Origin of the sequence: Labrenzia sp. C1B70 (assembly GCF_000475395.1) — a bacterium.
Lineage (GTDB): Bacteria > Pseudomonadota > Alphaproteobacteria > Rhizobiales > Stappiaceae > Roseibium > Roseibium algicola.
Genome location: NZ_AXCE01000056.1, coordinates 71,156 through 90,987, shown reverse-complemented (window position 1 = coordinate 90,987; position 19,832 = coordinate 71,156). Strand labels below are relative to the sequence as shown.

General features: G+C 59.1%; 16 protein-coding genes. 4 read left to right on the top strand and 12 right to left on the bottom strand.

Going from position 1 to position 19,832, the window contains the following annotated elements:
• Window positions 1-110: 110 nt before the first annotated feature.
• From Q666_RS59645 to Q666_RS59615, 7 genes are all read right to left on the bottom strand, one after another.
• Entirely contained in the window at window positions 111-866 is a 756-nt protein-coding gene (locus tag Q666_RS59645) for an SDR family oxidoreductase (protein WP_023000158.1), read from the bottom strand.
• 75 nt (window positions 867-941) lie between these two features.
• Window positions 942-1,826 (bottom strand): dihydropteroate synthase, encoded by an 885-nt coding sequence (locus tag Q666_RS59640; RefSeq protein ID WP_023000157.1) that lies wholly within the window; start codon window positions 1,824-1,826, stop codon window positions 942-944.
• A 99-nt stretch (window positions 1,827-1,925) separates the two neighbouring features.
• Window positions 1,926-2,324, bottom strand: coding sequence for a dihydroneopterin aldolase (locus Q666_RS59635; RefSeq protein ID WP_023000156.1), 399 nt, complete (start codon window positions 2,322-2,324; stop codon window positions 1,926-1,928).
• Window positions 2,325-2,441: 117 nt separating this feature from the next.
• A complete protein-coding gene (gene uxuA, locus Q666_RS59630) occupies window positions 2,442-3,623 on the bottom strand; it encodes a mannonate dehydratase (RefSeq protein WP_023000155.1) in 1,182 nt (393 codons plus the stop codon).
• A 79-nt stretch (window positions 3,624-3,702) separates the two neighbouring features.
• On the bottom strand, window positions 3,703-4,443 hold the full coding sequence (locus Q666_RS59625) for an FCD domain-containing protein (protein WP_023000154.1): 741 nt from the start codon (window positions 4,441-4,443) through the stop codon (window positions 3,703-3,705).
• On the bottom strand, window positions 4,440-6,260 hold the full coding sequence (locus Q666_RS59620) for a glycoside hydrolase family 2 (protein ID WP_023000153.1): 1,821 nt from the start codon (window positions 6,258-6,260) through the stop codon (window positions 4,440-4,442). The genes Q666_RS59625 and Q666_RS59620 overlap by 4 nt, the downstream gene beginning before the upstream one ends.
• 40 nt (window positions 6,261-6,300) lie before the next feature.
• Window positions 6,301-7,281 (bottom strand): TRAP transporter substrate-binding protein, encoded by a 981-nt coding sequence (locus Q666_RS59615; RefSeq protein WP_031269012.1) that lies wholly within the window; start codon window positions 7,279-7,281, stop codon window positions 6,301-6,303.
• Between the two features lie 247 nt (window positions 7,282-7,528).
• Between Q666_RS59615 and Q666_RS59610 the strand changes: the two genes are divergently transcribed.
• Genes Q666_RS59610 through Q666_RS59595 form a run of 4 tightly spaced genes read left to right on the top strand, consistent with a single transcriptional unit; the run spans window position 7,529 to window position 13,212 of the window.
• Window positions 7,529-8,053, top strand: a complete 525-nt coding sequence (locus tag Q666_RS59610; RefSeq protein ID WP_088665207.1) for a TRAP transporter small permease — start codon at window positions 7,529-7,531, stop codon at window positions 8,051-8,053.
• Between the two features lie 25 nt (window positions 8,054-8,078).
• The gene (locus tag Q666_RS59605) at window positions 8,079-9,380 is read left to right on the top strand and encodes a TRAP transporter large permease (RefSeq protein ID WP_023000150.1); all 1,302 of its coding nucleotides are present in this window, start codon (window positions 8,079-8,081) and stop codon (window positions 9,378-9,380) included.
• An 8-nt stretch (window positions 9,381-9,388) separates the two neighbouring features.
• On the top strand, window positions 9,389-11,779 hold the full coding sequence (locus Q666_RS59600) for a TIM-barrel domain-containing protein (RefSeq protein WP_023000149.1): 2,391 nt from the start codon (window positions 9,389-9,391) through the stop codon (window positions 11,777-11,779).
• Window positions 11,776-13,212 carry a mannitol dehydrogenase family protein gene (locus Q666_RS59595; protein ID WP_023000148.1) on the top strand — a complete coding sequence of 479 codons (1,437 nt, stop codon included), beginning with the start codon at window positions 11,776-11,778 and terminating at the stop codon, window positions 13,210-13,212. The genes Q666_RS59600 and Q666_RS59595 overlap by 4 nt, the downstream gene beginning before the upstream one ends.
• A 42-nt stretch (window positions 13,213-13,254) precedes the next feature.
• On the opposite strand, the gene Q666_RS59590 is transcribed toward Q666_RS59595, so the two are convergent.
• The 5 genes from Q666_RS59590 to Q666_RS59570 form a co-directional block, all read right to left on the bottom strand.
• Window positions 13,255-14,109 carry a pyrroline-5-carboxylate reductase gene (locus tag Q666_RS59590; RefSeq protein ID WP_286133766.1) on the bottom strand — a complete coding sequence of 285 codons (855 nt, stop codon included), beginning with the start codon at window positions 14,107-14,109 and terminating at the stop codon, window positions 13,255-13,257.
• Between the two features lie 442 nt (window positions 14,110-14,551).
• Complete coding sequence (locus tag Q666_RS59585) at window positions 14,552-16,249, bottom strand: hypothetical protein (RefSeq protein WP_023000146.1); 1,698 nt, start codon at window positions 16,247-16,249, stop codon at window positions 14,552-14,554.
• 136 nt (window positions 16,250-16,385) lie between these two features.
• Window positions 16,386-17,411 carry a proline racemase family protein gene (locus Q666_RS59580; protein WP_023000145.1) on the bottom strand — a complete coding sequence of 342 codons (1,026 nt, stop codon included), beginning with the start codon at window positions 17,409-17,411 and terminating at the stop codon, window positions 16,386-16,388.
• 25 nt (window positions 17,412-17,436) lie between these two features.
• The gene (locus tag Q666_RS59575; RefSeq protein WP_023000144.1) at window positions 17,437-18,540 is read right to left on the bottom strand and encodes a cis-3-hydroxy-L-proline dehydratase; all 1,104 of its coding nucleotides are present in this window, start codon (window positions 18,538-18,540) and stop codon (window positions 17,437-17,439) included.
• Between the two features lie 22 nt (window positions 18,541-18,562).
• Window positions 18,563-19,813, bottom strand: a complete 1,251-nt coding sequence (locus Q666_RS59570) for an FAD-binding oxidoreductase (RefSeq protein WP_023000143.1) — start codon at window positions 19,811-19,813, stop codon at window positions 18,563-18,565.
• Between the last annotated feature and the right edge of the window lie 19 nt (window positions 19,814-19,832).

Sequence of the window (19,832 nt, the reverse complement as noted above, 5' to 3'; positions counted from 1 at the left end):
CAACCCGTCAACACCGGTTTTGATTTTTTTTGAAAGAAAATTCGCCCCTCTTTCGAGGCAGTGGATATTAACCATTCGCTAACCATGAAATCCCAAGGATTTCCTCAATTTCATCCGATCGGCGCGTTTCCGAAGCCCATCAGCCGCTGCCCGGCATCCACCACCAGCGTATGTCCGGTCACCTGTTTGGCCCCAACCAGATAGATCACCGCATCGACCACATCATCAGGCCCGAGGCCCGGCCCCATTGGCGTCAACTTCTGCCTAGCGTCAAAGTTTTCCTGGGTCTGGTCGCTCGGCAGGATCAGGCCCGGAGCAACCGCATTGACGCGGATGCCCCTGGGTCCCAGATCGTAGGCCGCCAGACGGGTTGCCCCGTCGAGCGCGAACTTTCCGCAAAAATAGCTGAACCGTTCCGGGGACGCCGACAGCATCTGGGTGTCGAGCATGTTCACGATCGCCCCGCCTTCCGGCAAGGGATCCTGGTTGGCGAATGCCTGCATCAGGAATACCGGCGCGGCCGCATTGACGTTCATCAGGAACTGCCAGGTATCGATCGTCAGGTCACACAAGCTGTCTGTGTTGAATGCGGATGCGGAATTCACCAGCACCTCGACCGGTCCACCCAGTGCAGCGGCAGTGTCCTCAATCAGGCCACCGGCCGTCTCCGGCCGGCTCAGGTCTTTCTGCAAGAGTGCGGCCTTGCCGCCCTCGGCGACAATCTCGTCGTGAAGCTCCTGCGCCCCCTCGGCAGAAGAGTTGTAATGGAGGCCCATGGCATAACCTTCATTCGCCAGCCCCCTGGCGATGGCCTTGCCGAGCCGTTTGCCGGCCCCTGTCACCAGTGCGATCCTGTCGGTTGCCATATGCACTCCTCCGGTTGGCTCGGGTTTGTCTCGGCTTGCCCCTCAAGAAACAGACTCTAGGAAGCGGCCAACTCTTCAGGCGAAATCCTGCAGGTTCAGGACCGGCTGCACGCGTGGCACTTCATGGCTGCGCACCAGGTTTGCTCTCGACATGACAGCCAGAGTTGCCGCGCTGGTCTGTGCCACCCGAACTTCATCACGGAACAGATACACTGCCCCGGTCAACTGCACGGTCACCGGCCAACCGAGTTCCCGCAGGCGGAACGACTGGAGAATACTGTCGGTCTGATACCGGATCCGGTCCGGCCCGTCCGGCAAGTGCAGCGCAAAGCCGAAGCCGGGGTCAACCCACAGCCGCTCGATCCCGGCTTCCGTGGCCAGATGGACCCTCTCGCGGAAGAATGTGAGCTGGTGATCGAAGATATCTTCAGCCGGCGGCAGGTAATCATCGGAACGGGCATTCTTGCCCGGCGTGTAACACAGGACGATACCCGCCTGATGCTTCGCAATCGCCTCGTAGAAGGCCGGGTCGTCAACGCGTCCCGTCAGATTGACCACTCCTGCTCCGGCTTCCAGCAGGGCGACGCCCACTTCCGGATGATAGGTTTCAACGGAAACAAGAATGCCTTCGTCGGCAAGAGCCTTTACGACCGGACGCATGCGGTCGATCTGCCGCTCGGCCGCGACGATGTCCGCAGTCTCGCCGGTCGACTCCGCGCCGATGTCGACCATCGCCGCCCCCTCCAGCGTCATGCGCCGGCCACGATAAAGCGCCGCTTCGAAGGTATGGCAGACCGTTTCGCGATAGGTGCTGTCCGGTGACAGGTTCAGGACGCCCATCTGATAGGTGCGGTCCTCGAACCGCCGGCCAAACTTTTCAAATTCGAAGGTTCGGATCGGTGCTTCGAGAGCATCGCGATATTTGAGCCAGAGAGGCAGCAGGCGGTCGGCGGAAATCATGTGAGGCGGGGCTCCCGGTGTCGAACCTCTTGCCCGGAAAAGCCGGGCGGGATCAGGCAGGTTTCAGGGCAGATAGGAAAATGCGGTGAGAGGGCAAGGTCAACGGGACGGCCGGCGGCGCTTAATGCGAATGCCGACGCCCGCGGCTTCCTCAAAGATGTCCGGCTTGGTGACCTTCACGCTGACGCCTTCAACCAGCTCATTCGTCAAAACGAAATCCGCAACAGCTTCAGCCCAATCCTCGACCAGGTCGATATGACCGCCGGAGGCTGCCTTCTGCAGAATGAATTCGACCGCGTCGGCATAGGAAACAAACGCACCCGTTTCGCGCACGATACGGCGATAGCCGGTAACGGTCTGCATTTCGATATCGAAGCAGACGGTTTGTGTCCGGTTTTTCTCGCTGTCCAGAATGCCGATCTGCGTCGCGACTTTCAGTCCTTCGATGAGGATGACATCGTGCCCGTCCTCTACAAGGGTATCGACATTCTTTTCCATTCAGGTCTCCGGGATCTCGGGCATGACCGGTGCCATCGCCATTGCCGTGAAGTTTCTCAGCAGATGGATGTAATCGGATACCGCGCCCGGTCAAGGTTGTTGCCTTGCCCGAATGACCTATTCAGCCGCCGCTTCGACTGTGTCCAGAATATCAACCGCCCGGGTCACACCGCGCAGCTCCGCCAGTCCCCGCAACCGGCCGATCGCCGGATACCCGGGCGTCGATGTTCCGCTGAGATCGTTCAATATGCGATGCCCATGATCCGGTCGCATCGGGATCCACTTACCCGTTTGTCGTTCCATGCGCCGCAGTGCACGAATGATGGCGACCATATCGACGTCCCCCTCAAGATGCGCATCTTCGCGGAAACTGCGGGGATCCTGCTCGCGCCTGGTTGCCCTCAGATGGGCGAAATGGATCCGCTCACCCAATGCATCGATGATTTCGGGAATATTGTTGCCGGCGCTGACACCAAGCGACCCGGAGCAGACGGTAAAGCCGTTTGCCATTGACGGGTTCATGCCGGCAATTCGCTGCAGATCACCGAGCGACCCGACAATTCGCGGCAAACCGAAGAGAGACCTCGGTGGGTCATCCGGGTGGATGGCCAGTACGGCACCCTCCTCCTCGGCGGCCGGCACGACGATTTCAAGGAAGTTCTGAAGGTTCCGGAAAAGCTCTTCCCGGCCGATACCACAATAAGACGCGAGGCGGTCCCGGAATGTCTCCAGCGTGTAGCTTTCTTCCGAACCGGGCAGTCCTGCAATGATATTGGCGGTCAGCCTGTCCCGCTCCTCGATGGACATCCGGGCAAAGCGTTCCTCGGCAAGCGCAATATCGGCAGCATCATAGTCCGCCTCAGCGCCCTCCCGCTGCAGGATGAACAGATCGAACGCGGCATAGGCCGCGAACTCGAACCGCAGGGCGGTTGCACCGTCTTCCAGTTCGTAGTCGAGATCCGTCCGGGTCCAGTCCAGCACGGGCATGAAATTGTAGCAGATCGTCCTGATGCCCTGGCGCGCCAGGGCGCGAACCGTCTCCGCCCAGTTTACCGCCCACTTTTCCCATCCGGGCGCCCCGGTCTTGATGTCCTCATGCACCGGAATGCTCTCGGTGACGACCCATTCTAGGCCGGCTGTCTCGATCATGCGGCGGCGGGACGCGATTTCCTCTTCCGGCCAGAAGGTGCCGTTGGGAATGTCATGCAGGGCGGTGACGATGCCGCGTGCACCTGTCTGGCGGATATCCCTCAGGGAGATGGGGTCCTGCGGTCCGAACCAGCGCCAGCTTTCGATCATCGCCTGAAGTCTTTCTTGTTGTTATCGCTGCAGCGTTTTGTGTTTGGGGTCTTGCGTCTGGCCACATGATGCCCGGCGCTCAGGGCGCGGCCTGTGCCGGGGTATAAAGGTAACCGTCGAAATCAGGATCGCCGACGTCGGAAAGCTCAAGCAGGGTCAGGCGAACGTTTTCCAGGTGCTGCCACATGGCAAGGCGCGCCTTCTCGGAGTTACGGTGGCGCAATGCCTCCAGAATTTCGGCGTGATCATCCAGCCATTTGGCCCGGTAGCTGAGATCGAAGATGCGGTCATGCAGCCGCGCCCACATGGAACTGTTTTCACGCTTGTTCCAGAGGTCTTCCACCTGGTCCACCAGAACACTGTTCTGGGTTGCTTCGGCGATCTGCCGGTGGAACTGCCGGTCGGCGGTGTAATCTTCCTCACCGTGTTCGATCGCCCTGCGCTCCAGATCAAGCGTCTCCCGCAGATGAATGATGTCGCTTTTGGTGATCGTGTTGGCGGCAAAGCCGGCAATGCTGCTTTCAAGGAGTTGGCGGGCCTGCAGCAATTCGAAGGGGCCGTAGTCTGCTTTCGGAATATGAAGCGAAATCTTTTCGCCGGCCGCCACATAGCTGCCGGAGCCCTTGCGCACGTCCAGATAGCCTTCGATTTCAAGAACGATGAAAGCTTCGCGCACCAGGGAGCGGCTGATACCGAGTTCGACCGAAATCTGTCGCTCGGTCGGAAACTTGTCGCCGGGCCTGTAGCCCTCCTCCTCGATACGCCTTGCGAGAAGTTCGGCAATTTCCTGGTACCGGCGCTTTGCAGGATCGCTGGTCATGAGGCCTTCCTTGCACCCTCCCCGGCAGCTGCAATCTCGCGATAATAGTCGGCCAGGATATGGAATGCTTTTTTCTTGGTTTTCTTGTCGGCGGCAATCAGCCCCTTGTGGTTATAGCCGTTCTGGAAAATATTTTGGCGCCGTTCGACACGAAAATCGTAAAGTATCCACGGCGACATGCCTTTGATATATCCAAGTTCGCGCAGAGTTGCGATCTGCCTGATGTAGACTTCGGCCATGTAATCTTCGCTGAAGAGGCCAGACTTAGGACCTTTCTCACCGATAACGCCGTCAGCACCCGTTTCCGAAATCACCACCGGACGGTCCGGGTCCGAGTTCTCCCCGATCGCGGCAAGGTCATCGAAATTCTCTTCATACCAGCCGTAATATTCGTTGAGGCCGATGATATCGATATGCGCCGCGAGCCTGTCCTCGATCCGGTTCCGGGCGTGGTTCACCAGACAGGCTGCGGAAGTCAGGCGGGTCGGGTCGAGACGTTTGCAGGTTTCGGCAAGGCCTTTCATGAAGGTAAGCCGGGCATCCGTGTCAGGATTCTCGTTTCCGACGGACCAGATGACGACACTTGCCCGGTTGCGATCCCGCTTGATCAGTTCCGACAACTGGTTTTCAGCATCGCGATAGGTCGCCGGATTGGCGAAATCGATGGCCCAGTAGACCGGGATTTCCTCCCACAGCAAAAAGCCGAGTTCATCAGCAATCTGAGCCGCCCGTTCGTGATGCGGATAATGTGCAAGTCGCAGATAGTTGCAGCCCAGTTCGCGCGCATGGGCAAAGCGGCGGCGCAAATCATCCTCATTTGTCACCTTGCCGAGGATTGCATCGTCCTCGTGGACGGAAATCCCGCGAAGGAACAGAGGCGCCCCGTTCAGCAGAATATCCGTGCCGCGGCGCTCGATCTGGCGAAAACCGATCCGGTCGCACACACGGTCTTCGCCGCACGAAACGCTGACATCATAAAGGACGGGCGTTTCCGGGCTCCACAATTGCGGCCGGCCTGAAATGTCGAGCGCTCCCTTGCCCTCCGCATCCAGCACAATATCTTTTTCGATGCCAAGCCCGGGAATGGAAAGCGTCACAGCACCAGCCGGCACACCGTCGACGGTGACTTCGGCCCGCAGCGTGGAATATGTGCCGTCCGGCACAAGATAAAGAAAGAAGTCCTTGATAAGGGTCTTCGGTGTTTCGAAGAATGAGACTTCCCGATAGAGACCACCGTAGTTGAACCAGTCGGTATTGCGCATCGGCACCCGGTCGCGTGTCCGGGTGTTGTTGACGCAGGCCATGATCCAGTTGCGGCCGGTCTTCAGTTTGCCCGTCAGCTCGACGCAGAAAGGTGTCGACGCACCGTAGTGGTTGCCAAGGAATTCGCCGTTCAGGAAGATCTTGCAGTCATAGCTCGCGGCACCGAACCTCAGAAACTGGCGCTTGGAACTGTCCACCGTCTCCATGTCGAGAGCCCGCGTGTACCAGGCGCTGCCTTCGAAGAAGTACCACTTCTCCTTAATCGTCGCCCAGTTGGACGGAACCGGCACCGTTTCCCCCATGTAGGGATCATAGTCCCAGGGTTCAGTGCGGTTTTCCGGCGCCTCCGGCAGCATGGCGAACCATTTCTGCCGGAGGCCGGTGTCGAGCAGATCGACACAGAAAGTCCAGTCGCCATCAAGGCTTTCCGATGCCCGCCCACCCATGAAGATCAGGCCGTCATGACACAAGGACTGCGTGTTGAAGGGCACGTCATAGTCTTCGTCATGCAGCGCCTGCAAGGCGTTGTCGGCGAGATGGGAGCGTTCGAGCATCGGTCAGGTCTCCGGCGGGACTTTCAGGTGTTTTCAGATGTTATTGCGCAGCTGCCTTGATGCGCTTGATCAGGTCGGCAACGACCGGAGACTTGGCCGCCGCTTCCTCATGCATCGGCAGGACCGCTTCGATGAACGGGCCCTTTTCCACTTCGACGAATTCCACGCCGAGTTCGCTCTTCGCGGTCTCGACCGCTTCCGCACTCATGGCATCCCACTGCTCGCGGTGGAAATCCATGGATTCACGTGCGGCCGTGCGCATGGCTTCCTTCTGCTCGTCGGTCAGATCGTTCCAGGAGCTGGTGGAAATCATCACGACGGACGGGATCATGGTGTGGCCGTCGTCGGAATAGAACTTGGAAACCTCGCCGTGACGGGCGGACGTAAGCGCGATCGGGTTGTTTTCAGCGCCATCGACAACACCCTGCTGCAAAGCGCTGTAAAGCTCGCCCCAGGCAATCGGGGTCGGGTTGGCACCGAGCAGCTCAACCATGCGAATGGCGGACGGGCTCGGCTGAACGCGGATCTTCATGCCTTTCAGGTCGGCCGGGGAATGGATCGCCTTGTTGGCGTAGAAGGAACGTGCGCCCTCGATGTAATAGGCAAGGCCGATGAAGCCCTTGTCCTCGGACGAGGCAAGAATGTCCGCGCCGATGTCATTGGTCAGAACGTCGTAGTAGTGGTCGGCACTGACGAAGATGTAGGGCAGGTTGAGCGCACCGTAGGATTCCTCGAAGGCCTCCAGCTCGGATGCGTTGGAACGGGCCATGTCCAGGGAACCGTTCTGCATCAGCTCCATGGATTCACGCTGGGTACCAAGCTGGGCGTTGGCATAGATGCGGATTTTCAGATCGCCGTCTGTCAGCTCTTCAACGCGCTCGGCCATGAACTGCATCGACTTATGCAGCGGATGGTCTTCCGGATTGTTGTGGTTGAGGCGCAGCGTCTTGGCGCTGGCGGCAGAACCCAGAGCGACGACGCCCGCGGCAAGAACAGCCGCCAGCTTAACGAATTTCGACATGATTTCCTCCCAATTGCAGCCTTGGCCGCAGGACTTGCGTTCCGTGCCGGAACGGATCGGTTGGCCGCGGGACTTGCAAGGCCAGACCGCCGCGGATGAGGAATTGTTCGTCCAATTTTCAAAATCAGTCAACCTTTTTTGGAAAATTGGTTGACCAATTTAATTTCCTGACGCATGTCTTAAAGTGTCGGAGCCCACGCCGCGCCTGTTGCCGCGGCAAGAACGAGGCCTGCGCGGGAGGAATATCGTGACAGTCATCACCAGAGGCGTGGACATGGTCCTGCGTCTCGTCATCACCATCGCCTTCGCCGTCCTGGTTGCCTGTGTCGTCTGGCAGGTCGTCTCGCGCTACGTGCTGCAAAGCCCGAGCACGGTGACAGATGAAATGGCCCGTTTCCTGTTCATCTGGGTTGCTCTGCTGGGCGGGGCTTACACCTTCGGCCAGCGACGACACCTTGCCATCGACCTGCTGCCCGTCATCACGACCGGCATCCTGCGCCTTCTGGTCAATGTCGGCATCATTGCCGCCATCGCACTCTTTGCAGGGGTCGTGATGGTCTACGGCGGGCTCGACCTGGTCAGCCGGACGCTGGAAACCCAGCAGGTATCCCCGGCGCTGCGCCTCCCCATGGGCCTCGTCTATATCGCGATCCCGTTCTCCGGGCTCTGCATTCTCTACTACTGCCTGACATTTCTGGCCGACCTCTTTCGCACTGGCCGCGGCCCGAACGAGCAGGAAGGCACCGCCAGCGTCGGCGGCCCTCTGGACTGAAACCTGACCGGGAACGAGTAACTTCATGGATATCCAATCTGTCCTCGTCCTGTTCGGGACATTCGCCTTTCTGATGATCCTGGGCGTACCGATCGCCTTCGCCATCGGTCTTGCAGCTTTCGCCACCTTCCTGCTGTTCATGTCGTTCGACCAGTCGGTCTATATCGTCGCTCAGCAGGTCGCCTCCGGTCTCGACAGCTTCACCCTGCTGGCCATTCCGTTCTTCATTCTGGCGGGCAACATCATGAACCGGGGCGGCATCGCCATGCGCCTGATCGAGTTCGCCAAGGTTCTGGCCGGCCGCCTGCCCGGCGCGCTTGCCCACTGCAACGTCATCGCCAACATGATGTTCGGCTCCATCTCGGGCTCCGCCGTTGCCTCGGCCGCCGCTGTCGGCGGCGTCATGTCTCCGCTTCAGAAGAAGGAAGGCTACGATCCGGCGTTCAGCGCGGCGGTGAACATCGCCTCCTGCCCGACAGGCCTTTTGATCCCACCGAGCGCAACCTTCATCGTCTATTCGCTGATTACCAACGGCACCTCCATCGCGGCCCTGTTCGTTGCCGGATACATTCCGGGCATCCTGATGGGGCTCAGCTTGATGGTCGTCGCCGGCATCATTGCCAAGCGCAGGGGATATCCGGTTGCCGAACGGCCCAGTGGCCAGGAAGTTATCGCCAAGACGCTGGACGCCATGCTGCCGCTTGGTCTGATCGTGATCGTCATGGGCGGCATCATCGGCGGCATCTTCACGGCAACCGAAGCTTCAGCCGTTGCTGTTGTCTACACGCTCTTCCTGGGCGTGATCTGGTACAGGGAAATCTCGCCGCGCGAACTTCCGGGCATCATCCTGGAAAGCGCGGTGACAACGTCCATCGTGCTGCTGATGATCGGCTGTTCCATCGCCATGTCGAAAGCGATGGCCTTTGCGGATATCCCCTATTCGATCTCCGATACGCTGCTGAGCCTTTCTGAAAATCCGCTCGTCCTGCTGCTGATCATCAACCTGGCGCTGCTTGTGGTTGGCACCTTCATGGACATGACGCCCGCATTGCTGATCTTCACCCCCATCTTCCTGCCGGTGGTGGAAGATCTCGGCATGGACCCGGTGCATTTCGGCGTCGTCATGACCTTCAACCTGTGTATCGGCATCTGTACACCGCCGGTGGGGTCGGCACTCTTTGTCGGCTGCTCGGTCGGCGGGGTGAAGATCGGCCAGGTACTCAGACCCATGCTCGGCTTCTACGCGGTGCTGGTCGCTCTCCTGCTGCTGGTCACTTACGTGCCTGCCCTCAGCCTGTTCCTGCCGCGCGTTCTCCTCGGCTACTAGGATCTGTCATGAAAGCCCTCAAAAACTGGCGTTACCTGGGCCGCTCCAGCGCCGGGATCGCACTTGAAGTCGAGAACCGGCACCGCCTGGTGGTCAAGGTTCTCGAAAATGCGCTCATCCGCGTTGTTCTTCTGAAGGACGGGACCTATCGTCTGGACCGGACCTGGGCCATCGCACCGGAAGGCGACGTGCCGTTCGACGGCCGCGCGCGCGACGACCTCGCAGGTTTTTCCTGCCCCGACTTCATGCTGGAAGAGCAGGGCGGCAGGCTTGTCCTGGAAACGGAAAACCTGCGCCTGACCATCAATACCCCGCTTGCCTTCGTCTGGGAAAGCCGGCCCGCTGCCGGCGAACCCTGGCAGGAGATCGCCCGCGACCGGCCCCAGGACGCCTACATGATCGGGCGCCGCGACCATCGCAATCATCATTTCATGCGGCGAAACCCGGATGAGCGTTACTACGGTCTCGGTGAAAAGGCCGGTGGTCTGGAGCGCACCGGCAGGCGCTTCGAGATGCGCAATCTCGATGCCATGGGCTACGACGCGCAAACCACCGACCCGCTCTACAAGCACATTCCCTTCACTATCACCGACAAGGGCCGGCTCGGCGCAGTCGGGCTTTACTACGACACGCTGGCTCCCTGCTGGTTCGACCTCGGCAACGAGAAAGACAACTACCACCTGCCTTTCCGCGCCTTCCGCGCCGCCGATGGTGACCTTGACTATTACTTCAGCTGGGCACCGAGCGTTCTGGATATCGTCAAGCAGCATCACCGGCTGACGGGCGGCACCGCCTTCATGCCGCGGTGGGGGCTTGGGTACTCCGGCTCGACCATGGCCTATACCGATTCCGAAAATGCACAGGAACGGCTGATGGAGTTCCTTGGCAAGCTGTCGGAAGAAGACATGCCCTGCGACAGTTTCCAGATGTCGTCGGGCTATACAGCCATCAAGGGCAAGCGCTACGTGTTCCATTGGAACACCGACCGCTTCCCTGATGTCGAGACCATGACCCGGGCCTATGCCGACGCCGGCATCAACCTCATCGCCAATATCAAGCCGGTGCTTCTGGACGACCACCCGCTGTTCAAGGAAGCAGCCGAGGCCGGGCTCTTCATTCGCGACAGTGAAACCGGGGAGCCCGAGCAGTCACCTTTCTGGGACGGCTATGGTTCACACCTAGATTTCACCAACGAGGACACCGTCCGCTGGTGGCAACAAAACCTGAAGGACAAGCTCTTTTCCAGAGGCATACCCTGCACCTGGAATGACAACAACGAATATGAGGTGTGGGACGACGAGGCCGTCTGCGCCGGTTTCGGAAAACCGATCCCGGTCAATCTGATCCGTCCGCTGCACAGCCAGCTGATGACACGGGCCTCGTTTGAGGCCCAGGTTGCCCACCAGCCGAAAAAGCGGCCCTATCTGATTTCCCGCTGCGCCTGCCCCGGCACGCAACGCTATGCCCAGACCTGGACGGGCGACAATTTCACCAGCTGGGACACGCTGCGCTGGAACATTCCGATGGGCCTCGGCCTCAGCCTCTCCGGCTTCTACAACATCGGCCACGATGTCGGCGGCTTTGCCGGCCCGCGGCCGGAGCCGGAGCTGTTCCTGCGCTGGGTACAGAACGGCATTTTCCATCCGCGTTTCACGATCCATTCCTGGAACGACGACGGCACCGCCAACGAAGCCTGGATGTATCCGGAAATAACGCCGCTCGTACGCAACGCGCTGAAGTTTCGGGCGCAGCTGATCCCTTATCTTTACGGCCTACTGCACCGTGCCGTGACCGAAGGCGAGCCGATGCTGCGGCCTCTGTTCCTGGATTATCCGAACGACCCTGCCTGCCGGGAGGCTGAATTCGACTTCCTGCTGGGCAGGGATCTTCTGGTCGCGACAGTGGTCGAGGAAGGCGCAACGTCGCGGCGCGTCACGCTGCCTGCCAACGAAGAAGGCTGGTGGGCCTTTGACGGCAGCAACTGGTATGAAGGCGGCCAGATGATCGACGTTCCGGTGGCTCTCGATACCATTCCGCTGTTCGTTCGAGGCGGTACAGTGCTGCCGATGGCAGCCGAAAACCTGAGGTCGACACCGTCTTCCGACACCTTGCGCACGTGGCGTATCTACCCACAGCCGGAAGAAACATCGGACAGGCACTCGCAGTTTTATGACGATGACGGTGACACGGTGGACGCACTGGCTGGCGAGAGCTGTTTGACCCGGCTTTGCCTCTCCCGAACAGGGGTCTCAGTCCATCTGGATTGGCAAATATCCGGCAACTGGCAACCCGCCTTCGACAAGGTCACCCTTTGGCTGGCCGGTGCCGGCACGTTGACCGCCAACGGAACCGAGCGAAAAACGGGCGATACAATCGACTTCACGGTGAGCCAGTCATGAGCAGCGTCGGTCACTTGGTTGAAACGGTCGACTACGACCGGACAAAGCTGCGCATCCGACTGCTGCACATCGGCTTTGGCGCCTTTGCCAAGGCACATGTTCTGGTGTTTCACGACGAGATGCTGCGCGGAATAAAAAGCGACTGGGGTGTCGCGGTTGCCCGGCTCAACTCCGGTGCGGACGAACTCACCGGTCTTGACGAGGCGGACGGACTTTTCACTGTCGGCGAGATGTCCGGTGACGACCTCTCATTGCGCCAGGTCGGCGCTATCTGTGCGACGGTCCACCCCAAGCGTGATGGCGTCGATGCCTTGCCGAACCGGATCGCCGATCCGGATCTCGCCGTGATCACACTGACAATCACCGAGAAAGGGTATTGCCTGAAGGACGGCAGGCTGGATGAAGACAACGCCGGCATCCGGCAGGACCTTGCAACGCCAGATGCCCCTTCCACGGCCATCGGCGTGCTGGTGGAAGGTCTGCGGCGGCGACAGGCAGCAGGTCTCGCCGGTTTGACGATCCTGTCGTGCGACAATCTTCCCGCCAACGGCGAGCTGTGCCGCCGTGCGGTTCTGGATTTCGCCGCGCGGCTCAACCCGGATTTGGCAGAATGGATCGAAGGCAATTGCACTTTCCCCTGCTCCATGGTCGATCGCATCACACCGGCAATGACCGACAGTTCGTTCGCAACGCTTGAGGACGCACTAGGTCACGCCGACCGGAACGGTATCCTGTGCGAGACCTTCCGCCAGTGGGTAATTGAAGACCGGTTTGCCGGCCCACGTCCGGACTGGCATCTGGCAGGTGCTGAATTCGTTGAAGATGTGGCGCCGTTTGAAAACATGAAACTTCGGATGCTGAACGGCAGCCATTCGTTTCTCGCCTATCTTGGGGCGCTGGCAGACAAGAAAACGATTGCCGACTGCATGGCCGATCCGGCCTTCCGGCAGGCAGCCCTCAACCTGATGCTGAACGAACAGGCCCCGACGCTGGCCGTGCCGGACGGTGTCGATATCAAGGCCTATGCCGAAGCCCTGATTGCCCGGTTTGAAAACACCGCGCTTCATCACAAGACCACCCAGATCGCTTCTGACGGCAGTCAGAAACTGCCGCAACGGCTGTTGGCACCGATCCGGCAACATCTGAAGGACAACAGCCCCTGGCCGCTATCGGCACTCGCCGTTGCCGCATGGATGCTCTATTGCCGCGGTGTTTCAAGAACGGGCGCCTCGCTGCCGTTGAACGACCCCCTGTCCGCAAGGATTGGCACCATTGTGCAGGAAACGGACGGCAACGCGTATGTCGACAGGATGCTGTCGCTCTCGGAGGTTTTCGGCGACGACCTGCCAGGATCAGCGGCCTTTGGCAGCACAATCAAATCCGCTTACCAACGGCTGCAAACCTCGGATATAGCCTCAATCCTGAAAGCCTAGAGACCTACAGAAGAGCCAGGTGACTTCTGCTGGAAACCGCCGCTAGTCCCTGACGAGCCGCAGGGTCCGGGGTTGCTCGGCAGGTTTCAGTCCGGACAGTTCCTTGCAGCGCTCGGCAGCGGCTTCAACCGTGCGGCGGGCAAGATCCTGAATGCCGTTCTCGTCAGCCATGAACTCCAGCATGCCTGCTTCGGTCGTGCCGCCTTTGGACGTCACGGCGACGCGGAACCCGGTCGCATCCGCGTCCGGCTGCGCAAGCATGCGCCCGGCGCCGGCCACTGTGCGCACGGCCAACTCATGAGCAAGGTCCTCCGGCAGACCAAGGCGTGCCCCTGCCGCGGCAAAGGCCTCGGCCATGGCAAACACATAGGCAGGCCCCGCACCGGACAAGGCAGTAACCACCGGCAGCAGGCCTTCGTCCGGCAATTCGACAACCGAGCCGAAGGCGGCAATCAGCTTGAGGACTTCCACCTTCTGGCTGGCAGTCAGCGCCTCGTTGGCAACAAAGGTCGAGACAGCAGAGCCGACCGTTGCCGGCAGGTTGGGCATCGCGCGAATGATTGGCGTTCCATCCGGGAATTGCTTTTCCAGCACCGAAATCGGTTTACTGGCCGCAATCGACAGGATCACCGTTTCGCCACCCCCGAAGGAGCCGAGCGGTGCCAGAACCTTCTCCACGATCTGCGGACGGGTGGCGATGACAATCGCGGCCGGAGACGCCGGGAAAGGCTCGTTGATGTTGACGCCCGCCTGGCTTTGCAGCCAGCCGGACGGCCGGGGATCGCGCACGTAGATGGAACCGGCAGGCATTCCCTTTGCCAGCCAGGCTTCCACCAGAGCCTTGCCCATGAAACCGCAACCAATGAGGCAAACGCCTCTTTTCGCCAATTTGTCCATAATCATGCGTTCGCAAATATTCAGGTCTTGGCGCTACTAAAATGCTTTCCTGCACCACTCACAAGTCTTAACCGGCCGATACTGATAATTTTTCCTTTCCTCCAAAATTCACTTTAGAGGAATGGAGTTGAGGAATTCAGTTTACTTGACGTTTTTCCTTATAGACGAATGACGTAAGGAAGCTTGCCAGTAGAGCCATATCGATATTTATGACAAGTCCCGCTAGGGAAACACCCCTACAAGACCAGTCATTCTCTACGTCACCTCAGCCGACAGTCACGCACCCCAGGTGTCGCTGAGCTTGTAGCCGCCCGGCCAGGGGTCGCTTGGGTCGAGCATGTGTTGGTGAATGCAACTGAAGAGACAGTCTTTAGAATGCAAAGAAAAATAATCTTAATCGAGACACACCAGCATACTTTCGATGACCAGCTGCTGAAGTGGATTATTGAGTATATTTGGCAGGCAGAGTGCCGTCTAATGCTTCGGCGATGGACAGAAAGGACGCTGCCTTGGCTTTAAAACTCATCTTGTTTGCCAAAACGTAAGCTTGTTTCAACGTGGCATGCGCATCGTCCACAAAGCCTAGCTGAACCTGTTTTGCACCTATGCCGCATAAGCGGAAAACATCATAGCCAATTCGGCTTGCTGTCCATTCGAAATTTCTGATCCTGTGATTGCTTCTGGCCCATTCATGCAGCTCATTTAGCAACCTGCGTGCTTCTGAAGTCGACGTTTTGCTGGCAACGGCAAAGACACCTCTTGCCCTGACAACCCAGGTATTTGCGCTTTCAGCGACTTGTTCAGCGCGTTCGAACTTTCCAGCTTCAATGTCTTTTTCGATAAGAGACAACATCAGATCATTGGTTACATTGTATCGGCGCTCATTTGCATCAAGCGCAATAATCGCCTGATACATTTCTTCGTCGAATCCAGCATCGAGCAAAGGCTTCACTTCGGACAAGAGAGATCGCTCAAAAGTCTTCTCTGTGCGAAGGATCCTGTAGATGACTTCCCGGTCGGATTGCGTGGCCTCACGAGATCCGGCCAGAACCTTGTTAACGTGAAATGCCATGCGGGCCTCTAGCCCCTTGGCTCTTCGATCCAAAAGAAGTTGTTCAGCCTGCTCAAAGGCGGCACGCCCTTTATCAACCATGCCAGACCAAACGAGAAAGCGCCCCGCAACGGCCAGACGCCGAACTTTGTCATCGTTGGGCGTCCCTGTTGTCTGCTTTGCTGCCCCAGAAGCTCTTAATGCCATAAGCTGAGCAGATTTCCTGTTGCCAAGCTTTAGCAGCAAATCTGCGGCCTCTACGAAGACTTCAAACTCTGTGTCTGTTGCCTCGTTGAGGTCAGGAATCAATCCCATCGTTCGTTTTGAGGCGGTGACTTCCCCTGCTTCCAGCTGGCCACGCGCTATAGCGAGATAAGCCTTATAAGCACGGGGCAAAAAATGAGGATCAACCAGCGCCAAGGTTTTTAGCGAATGCGCCACTCTGAGTGCCGCCTCAAATTCCTTTCTGAAAACGAGCCTCACCAGGATTTCGCTCAGAACAGCCGCTCTATGAAAATGGCGGGTAAGGTTGTCAGCAATTTTCAGAGCCTGCTCATGATTGCCGCGATTAAGCAGGTGCTTCACTATGATCAGATGAGCTTCCAGCCGCTCATTCCAAACATCACCAAGGCTTCCAGCAGCCTGTATCGCCAGCTCGATTTCTCCCTGCTCAAGTTGAGCGAGTATCATTTGTTTTATGAAGGTTCCCCTCGGCGATCCGAACTCAAAGATCGTACTTTTATGGTATTCAAGAAATAGCTTTTCGGCTTCTGCCCATTGTCCGGCATCAAGCAGCGTTTCCACCGTTGGCGGGCTCATATCCCTGAGTTGCTCAGAGCGAATTTCGTCGTCTGCATTAATTCGCCAAAGGAACGACTTGAACAGTTTGCTCGAACCGGTACGCCGGTCTTCCTCATAAGCTTGGCCCAATGCCAACGTGTGCAGACAGTCCTTCGAGAGCGCTTTCTCACATTGAACTCCGGCGTCTTTTACTTCGTGTCCGGAAGGAGGATCAAAGTCCTTCGCCTGGGCATGTTCCAGAAACAGAATGAGTGAAACCGCAAAAATAATATTCTTTAAAAGTCGCATATTGCTTGCTCGGAGGAGACGGCACACCAACGGCTAATGCTTCAATCGAGCCAATTTGAGGCCACCCTCCACGAACTGAATTTTCGGCAAACTCTCCGATCAATATTGGCACTCACGCTTCACCAGTCTTCAGCCGTCACGCACCCCAGGTATCGCTGAGCTTGTAGCCGCCCGGCCAGGGGTCGCTTGGGTCGAGCATGTGTTGGTGAATGCCGGTGACCCAGCCACGCCCGGAAATTTCCGGAACAATTCCGGCCCGGTCGCCCGCCATCTGTTGTGAAACGATCCGGCCGGTGAAGGTGGACCCGATGATGGAAACGGCTTCGAAGGTGTCGCCGACGTTCATTTGCCCCTTCGCCGCCATCAGCGCCATCCGGGCAGAAACGGCCGTACCCGTTGGGGAGCGGTCGACCTTGCCCGGCTGGATGGCAACAGCGGACCGTCCGGAGAGGCCCGTCGGCGTCTTCGACAGCGGGCCGCAGAAGGCGCAGAAGGAGATGTGGTTCCAGTCGGCATTTTCCGGATGAGAAAAGCCGAGCTGTTCGTTGGCTGCATTGGTGATCCGGACTCCCAGGCGGGCAATGTCCTTGGCCTCGTCTTCGACGATCCCGAACCCGAGCGCCTCAGCGTCGACGACCACGAAACTGTCGCCGCCATAGGCGGTGTCGACCGTCAGCGTGCCGATGCCTTCCACTTCCAGCGGCACTGACAGTTTGTCGGCAAAGCTGGTGACGTTCTGGACGAAGATGCGCTCCGCCTTGCCATTCCGGCATTCGGCCTTCACCCGCACCAGTCCGCCGGGTGCTTCCAGAACCATCTCCGTGACCGGTTCGACCATCGGAACAATACCGCCGTCAAGCAGCACCGTGGAGACACAGATGGAGTTGGATCCTGACATCGGCGGCGTGTCTTCCGGCTCCATGATAATGAAGGCGGCATCCGCCTCCGGATGTTTCGGCGGAACAAGCAGGTTCACATGACGGAACACACCGCCGCGCGGTTCGTTCAGCACGAAATTGCGCAGCGTCTGGTCCTTCGCAATGAAACTTCTCTGTTCCCAGAGCGTTTCGCCCGGCGGAGGGGCGACGCCGCCGACGATCACGTCGCCGACCTCGCCTTCCGCGTGGCAGGAAATCACATGGATGGTCTTGCTGCTGCGCATGTCTCTGCCCTTGAGGTCAGCCGGTTCAGGAATAGCGAGCGACTGGTTCGCTCAAAGCATCAAAGATCGGCGTGATGCCGAGACCCGGCCGCTCGGAAGCCGTCATGCGGCCATTGACACGCTTGGGTGCGCCTTCCGCGATATCAACCGTGCCGTAGCTGTTGAAGTCCGTTGCCGAGAAGGTGAAATCCGATGGGGTCGAGCGCGCCAGATGGGCGATCGCCGCCGTGACAATGTCCCCGCCCCAGGTGTCTTCGATCGTCATCGGAATACCGTGGGCAACGCAGAGATCACGCATCAGCTTGGCCTTGGTCAGGCCACCGACCTTCGATATCTTCAGGTTGATGCAATCCATCGCGTCTTCGGAAATGCCGCGCACCAGCGTGTTCGGCCCGTCGATCACCTCGTCCAGAACGAATGGCAGCGCCGTCCGGCGGCGAATGGAGACGCTTTCCTCATATGTGAGGCAGGGCTGCTCGATATAGACATCAAGCGAGGACACTGCCCCGACGACGCGTGCGGCTTCATGCCGGGTCCAGCCGGTGTTGGCGTCGGCCACCAGCAGATCCGATTTCTTCAAAACTTCGCGGGTGGCGTGGATGCGGTCGATATCGTCATTGGCATCGCCGCCGACCTTCAGCTGGAACTTGGTATAGCCTTCGGCCGCATACCCCTCGATCTTCTTTGCCATGATCTCCGGCGCTTCCTGGCTGATCGCCCGGTAAAGCACCACGTCGTCCTGGGCTGCACCGCCAAGCAACGTATAAAGCGGCTGGCCCGTCGCCTTGCCCAGCAGGTCCCAGCAGGCGATGTCGATCGGCGCCTTGGCATAGGGATGACCGCGCAGCGCAGCATCCATCACCCGGTTGATTTCACCGATATTGAGCGGATCCTTTCCGATCAGGTGGGGCGCCAGTTCCTGAAGCCCTGACCGCACCCCAAGGGCATAACTCGGCAGGTAGGCAGACCCGAGCGGGCAGCATTCGGCATAGCCCTTGAGGCCTTCATCAGTCTCGATCTCGACAACGGTGCTGTCGAAGACTTCCACGAAATTGCCGTTGGACCAGCTGTAACGCCCTTCTTTCAGGGGAAGGTCGACCTGAAAGACGTTGATGGCCGTAATTTTCATGAAGTTCCTCCTCCAAAAGAGTTTAGAAGCGCCGCGCGGAAAAGGCGGCCATATCGACGGGGTTTTGTGTGTCGGCTACGAGATTGGCGACCAGTTCCGCCGTCCCCGCGGACTGCGTCAGGCCGAGGTGACCATGCCCGAAGGCATAGACGACCCGGCGGTCACCGGGTGAGCGGTCGATGACGGGCAGGCTGTCGGGCATGGAGGGCCGAAAGCCCATCCATTTCTTGCCGCCGTCCGTTTTCAGGGCAGGCAGGAACCGCCGGGCCTTGTCCAGCAGGATGTCGGCGCGCTTGAAATTCGGCGCAAGCGTCAGCCCACCCAGTTCGACGGCCCCACCGACACGGACGCCGCCATTGATCTTGGTAACGACGAAGCCATGACCGGAAAAGGTCAGGTGGGTTTTCAGGTCAAAGGAGCCTTCCGGCAGCGTCGTGTTGTAGCCGCGTTCGGTCTCAAGAGGGATGCGGTCGCCGATCGTCTTTGCAAGGCGGTGCGACCAGGCACCTGCGGTCACGACGACCTGTTTCGCCATCCAGGCCTTATCGGAAGCGTCGATCTGAACACTGTCTTCACTCGGCTTCAGACCTGATACGTCAGCGCTTTCGATCCGTCCGCCCCGCTGCAGGAAGACAGACGTCAGATGCGCCAGCCAGCGGGCGGGATCACAAGTGTTGGTCCAGTCCGGCGTGAAGGCGGCATGAGTGAAGCGACGGTCAAGACCCGGCTGAATGGCGGCTACTGCATCCGGGCTCTCAAGCAGTTCGAAGCGGATGCCATGTTGCTTGCGCAGCTCCCAGCCGGGCAGGCTGGCACGGAATTCCGCTTCGCCTTCATAAAGCTGCAGCTGCCCTTCGGCCTGGATCAGGGAGGCTGCCCCGGTGTCCGAAACCTGCCGGGCAAGCGCCTCCTGCGCCAGCTTCATCAAGGCGGCCTGTGCCGACATCGACACCTTGTAGCGATCCGGCCAGCTTGCCCGCCAGAACCGCAACATCCAGGGTGCGATCTTGAGGGCATAGGCGGGCGGAACGGAGAGAGGACCCAGCGGATCGAGCAACCATTTCGGTGCCTTGCGCATGATGCCGGGCGTTGCCAGCGGAACGATATCGGTAAAGGCGAAAGCTCCGGCGTTCATCTCCGATGCGCGCGCTGTTTCCGCCTGCCGATCCAGCACAAGCACCTGCCGCCCCCTTGCCTGCAGGGCTAGCGCGGAACTGATGCCGATGATGCCGGCGCCGATCACGATGATATCCTGGACGGTCTCGTCCGCCATTTTCAAAGTCTTTCAAAAA

Coding starts and splice junctions, on each gene's coding strand:
- Q666_RS59645 (WP_023000158.1), bottom strand. CDS start 866: ATGGCAACCGACAGGATCGCACTGGTGACAGGGGCCGGCAAACGGCTC.
- Q666_RS59640 (WP_023000157.1), bottom strand. CDS start 1,826: ATGATTTCCGCCGACCGCCTGCTGCCTCTCTGGCTCAAATATCGCGAT.
- Q666_RS59635 (WP_023000156.1), bottom strand. CDS start 2,324: ATGGAAAAGAATGTCGATACCCTTGTAGAGGACGGGCACGATGTCATC.
- uxuA (WP_023000155.1), bottom strand. CDS start 3,623: ATGATCGAAAGCTGGCGCTGGTTCGGACCGCAGGACCCCATCTCCCTG.
- Q666_RS59625 (WP_023000154.1), bottom strand. CDS start 4,443: ATGACCAGCGATCCTGCAAAGCGCCGGTACCAGGAAATTGCCGAACTT.
- Q666_RS59620 (WP_023000153.1), bottom strand. CDS start 6,260: ATGCTCGAACGCTCCCATCTCGCCGACAACGCCTTGCAGGCGCTGCAT.
- Q666_RS59615 (WP_031269012.1), bottom strand. CDS start 7,281: ATGTCGAAATTCGTTAAGCTGGCGGCTGTTCTTGCCGCGGGCGTCGTC.
- Q666_RS59605 (WP_023000150.1), top strand. CDS start 8,079: ATGGATATCCAATCTGTCCTCGTCCTGTTCGGGACATTCGCCTTTCTG.
- Q666_RS59600 (WP_023000149.1), top strand. CDS start 9,389: ATGAAAGCCCTCAAAAACTGGCGTTACCTGGGCCGCTCCAGCGCCGGG.
- Q666_RS59595 (WP_023000148.1), top strand. CDS start 11,776: ATGAGCAGCGTCGGTCACTTGGTTGAAACGGTCGACTACGACCGGACA.
- Q666_RS59590 (WP_286133766.1), bottom strand. CDS start 14,109: ATGGACAAATTGGCGAAAAGAGGCGTTTGCCTCATTGGTTGCGGTTTC.
- Q666_RS59585 (WP_023000146.1), bottom strand. CDS start 16,249: ATGCGACTTTTAAAGAATATTATTTTTGCGGTTTCACTCATTCTGTTT.
- Q666_RS59580 (WP_023000145.1), bottom strand. CDS start 17,411: ATGCGCAGCAGCAAGACCATCCATGTGATTTCCTGCCACGCGGAAGGC.
- Q666_RS59575 (WP_023000144.1), bottom strand. CDS start 18,540: ATGAAAATTACGGCCATCAACGTCTTTCAGGTCGACCTTCCCCTGAAA.
- Q666_RS59570 (WP_023000143.1), bottom strand. CDS start 19,813: ATGGCGGACGAGACCGTCCAGGATATCATCGTGATCGGCGCCGGCATC.